At 40.1% G+C, this 3,177-nt stretch carries 3 protein-coding genes and 1 pseudogene; 2 read left to right on the top strand and 2 right to left on the bottom strand.

Annotation, left to right across the window (positions count from 1 at the left end):
• Positions 1-199 precede the first annotated feature (199 nt).
• Together PX482_RS24495 and PX482_RS24490 are read right to left on the bottom strand one after the other, a co-directional pair.
• Entirely contained in the window at positions 200-664 is a 465-nt protein-coding gene (locus PX482_RS24495; RefSeq protein WP_002760679.1) for a DNA phosphorothioation-associated protein 4, read from the bottom strand.
• A gap of 100 nt (positions 665-764) precedes the next feature.
• On the bottom strand, positions 765-2,357 hold the full coding sequence (locus tag PX482_RS24490) for an ArnT family glycosyltransferase (RefSeq protein WP_288027549.1): 1,593 nt from the start codon (positions 2,355-2,357) through the stop codon (positions 765-767).
• 422 nt (positions 2,358-2,779) lie between these two features.
• Here PX482_RS24490 and PX482_RS24485 point away from each other — a divergent pair, with 422 nt between their 5' ends.
• Both PX482_RS24485 and PX482_RS24480 read left to right on the top strand, forming a co-directional pair.
• Positions 2,780-3,085, top strand: a complete 306-nt coding sequence (locus tag PX482_RS24485) for a type II toxin-antitoxin system HigB family toxin (RefSeq protein ID WP_288027550.1) — start codon at positions 2,780-2,782, stop codon at positions 3,083-3,085.
• A pseudogene (locus tag PX482_RS24480) lies at positions 3,051-3,177 on the top strand (transcriptional regulator); the annotation flags it as partial. The gene PX482_RS24485 and the pseudogene PX482_RS24480, both read left to right, overlap by 35 nt.

The raw sequence follows: 3,177 nt of genomic DNA, 5'->3' as shown, positions 1-3,177 counted from the left end.
CAATTACCTAATTTTCAGGGAAAAAGTCCAGGAATTTTCCCCCTGATCACTCCCATGCCCGGTACTTTTTGATTGACAAAAAGTCTAAAAGTCTTACCCAACAAGGTTTTTAGATTTATTCAGCAAACCCTAAGTAGGGTCTGCTGAAAAAGTTTATTGGTGGGGTTAGGAGTCAGGAGAGTTAGGGATAAGATTTCTACTACAAAAATCTGCCTAAATCGAATTCCGTTGTGGCAGTAATTTCTCGAAAACGTTCCTGACTGATAATTAACAATAATCTTTCAGTATAATCCACCGCACCGCGCAATTCTCGTTCTAATCTTGCTAAACCGGCGTTGGCATATTCCTCGAAAATTGTCACTCGCAAAGCTTCCGAATCTACCCCGTGGGGAGAAAGAATTTTCGTGTCTTGGAATTCATTGACTGCCAATAATTTGATTAGGGTATCGTAGCCACGAGAAATAAAAATTTCTAGGTTAATAGGTGAGGGTTCCTTCGCTACATTTTCTATCGCCACCCTCTCCTGATATTTTACCCCTAAAGCCGCCGCAAAAGCGATGACATCAGCATAGGTTTGAAAGGGGCCAATTCCCTGATTAAAATTAACTAAGGACTGGACAAATTCCCCTTTATCTCTAGCAATACGCACTCGATGAATGGACATATTTATCAAGCAAAAAGTAAAAAAGTTTACAAAATTCAGGAGATAGAAGTTATCAGTATCTATGAACTATTTTATCTATCCCCTACCCGCTATAACTGCTTTAAGGATAAGTTTTAATTAGTCCTTTAGCTTGGTAAACATGAAATTGTTCGATGGTGACACCACCGCGCTTGATCGGAATGACAGCTACTTTAGTTATATCTTGGAAATAGGGACGGTAGCGATCGATTATTTCCGGTCTTTCTAGAGAACTATTTGTAGTAATTAATAAACCATTTTTACCGATCCATTCTTGAGGATTAAACCAAATTTGATAACCCCTTTGATCGTTGTTAAAACAGGTGACGGGAATAGGAACTAGGGGATAAAGGGCCATATCTAGCCATGCTGTCACATAAAAACTATGGGTAAAAACGAAGCTAGAATCTTTTAAGAGTGCTAATAATTCGGGCGAATTAGCAAAGCCTTGGCGCAGTTGATTGATATCGACAATTTCCCGAGAAGGGTCTTGTTCTGGGGCAATAATTCCCCCAAAAATTGCGTATTGACTAGGTTTTTGGAAAGTGCCAAAAGTAACGTGAAGCATTGCTATAGATAAAATAGTAACGATAAAAATTCCCGATCCCCATAACCATCTTTTTACCCAGATTCGAGAAGATTGCTGCCAAGTATTGACCTTTTCTCCTAATAAAATTGTACAGGACCAGAACCCAGGTAAAATCCAACTAGGGGCGAGATAATGGGAAGCACCCACATAAAGCATTCCCAGGATTAAGGGCAGAGAAACCGAGAGAATTAACCATTTTTTTAGTGATTCTTCTTCTCGATGAAAAAATCTTTTTTTCGAGATAAAGTTAGGAATTTGTTCGGCAAAGCTTTTAAATGTCACCCACCACATCGGCAGACCGAAAGGAGGAAACATCGTGGCGATACTAATGCCAACAACCGAGAGAATACCAAGAATATTAAAGGTTTTCGTTTCTCCAGAAAAACGGTCTTCTAAATGAAAGCGAAAGGAAATCCAATCATGGTTAATATTCCAGTAGATAATCGGCAATAAAGTTATCAAAAAGAGAATAAATCCTAATCCTAACCAGGGCGATCTAAATACAGGCCAATAGCGGGGAGTGGTCAGACAAAATAAAACTAAACCAAAGCCCAAAATAAAGCCGTGATATTTACTTAAAACCGCCAATCCTACGGCAAGTCCAATATAAGCGAGACGATAGCTAGGATGATAGTTTTTTTCCCGAATTGGCCAGAATTCTTGGGCAGCTAAATAGACTGTTAATGACCAAAAAAAGATTAAAGGACTATCTGGCTGCGAGAGAATCCCGAAGACGATCCCATAGATGGGGATGAGAGTGGCGATCGCTAAAGTCATTCTGGCGACCGGCAGACTGAACAATTTTAAAGCCGTCAGATATAGCAAGCAGAGGCTGCCCGTATAGAGAAGGAGAGTCCCGAAGCGAATGGTAAATTGATTGACTAATCCGGTGATCCAAGTCCCAAAACCCGTGGAAATCGCTACTATTGGCGGATGATCGAAATAACTCCAATCTAGATTATGGCTGTAAACATAATAATAGGCTTCATCGTAACCGGGATAAAGCCCCAAGGCGATGATTATTCTAAACAGGAGTCCACCGATGAGCAGATAAACGGCCATGCGATCGCTAAGTATTTTCGTCAAAATTCTTACCTCATTTCATCGCTAAAACTGATGTTAGAGACGGGAGATTTTTGGGGTTGCCAGATTCGAGATTTGTGCATCTATGGCAAGGTTAGATTTAAGTGTGATCTTTAGTTACTATATCACCAACTCTGTCATCTCTTAGCCCTTGGCTATCAGCAAACTCTCCCGATTCGTTGCTGATTGGCGATCTGAAAGAGGATTAAGAGAACGGGGAACGGTAAAATGATGTTAAGTAAGTGTTTGTAATTAGGGTTTGCTGAATAAATCTAAAAACTCTGTTGGATAATACCATTTTTCATAAGTAATGGCAGAGATGGTTAATCGCCCTCACCCCCCCCTGCCCCCCCGACATCGGGTTGGTGGCGCAAATAAGACTATGATAAACTAGAATACAATAGCTATTCTAAATCAATAAGAATATGCACATCATCAGCCGTAAACAACTGCGGCGATTTTCTGGAAAACACGCCGATGCTGTTAATGCCATTAATACTTGGTATAAAATTGCTAGTAAAGCAGAGTGGAAAAACCTGGCTGAAGTTCAAGCTGTGTATTCTCAAGCAGAAGCCGTTGGTAATTTCACGGTCTTTAATATCAAAGGTAATCCCTATCGTTTAATTGTAGATAGCGTTTACAAAGACCAAGTAATTTACATCAAGTACATTTTGACTCACGGGGAGTATGACAAAGATGAGTGGAAAAATGACCCTTACTTTAAACCGTGATACCTACGGAAGGTTACTAGCCGAGTATCTACCAAAAGTAATAGAAAACGATGCAGAAAACGAACAGGCTATTAACCTAGCTGAGGCCTTAT

It is taken from the genome of Microcystis sp. M53602_WE12, from assembly GCF_030065455.1.
Classification (GTDB): Bacteria; Cyanobacteriota; Cyanobacteriia; order Cyanobacteriales; family Microcystaceae; genus Microcystis; species Microcystis aeruginosa.
This window is presented reverse-complemented; position numbering and strand designations above follow the sequence as displayed.

Coding starts and splice junctions, on each gene's coding strand:
- PX482_RS24495 (WP_002760679.1), bottom strand. CDS start 664: ATGTCCATTCATCGAGTGCGTATTGCTAGAGATAAAGGGGAATTTGTC.
- PX482_RS24485 (WP_288027550.1), top strand. CDS start 2,780: ATGCACATCATCAGCCGTAAACAACTGCGGCGATTTTCTGGAAAACAC.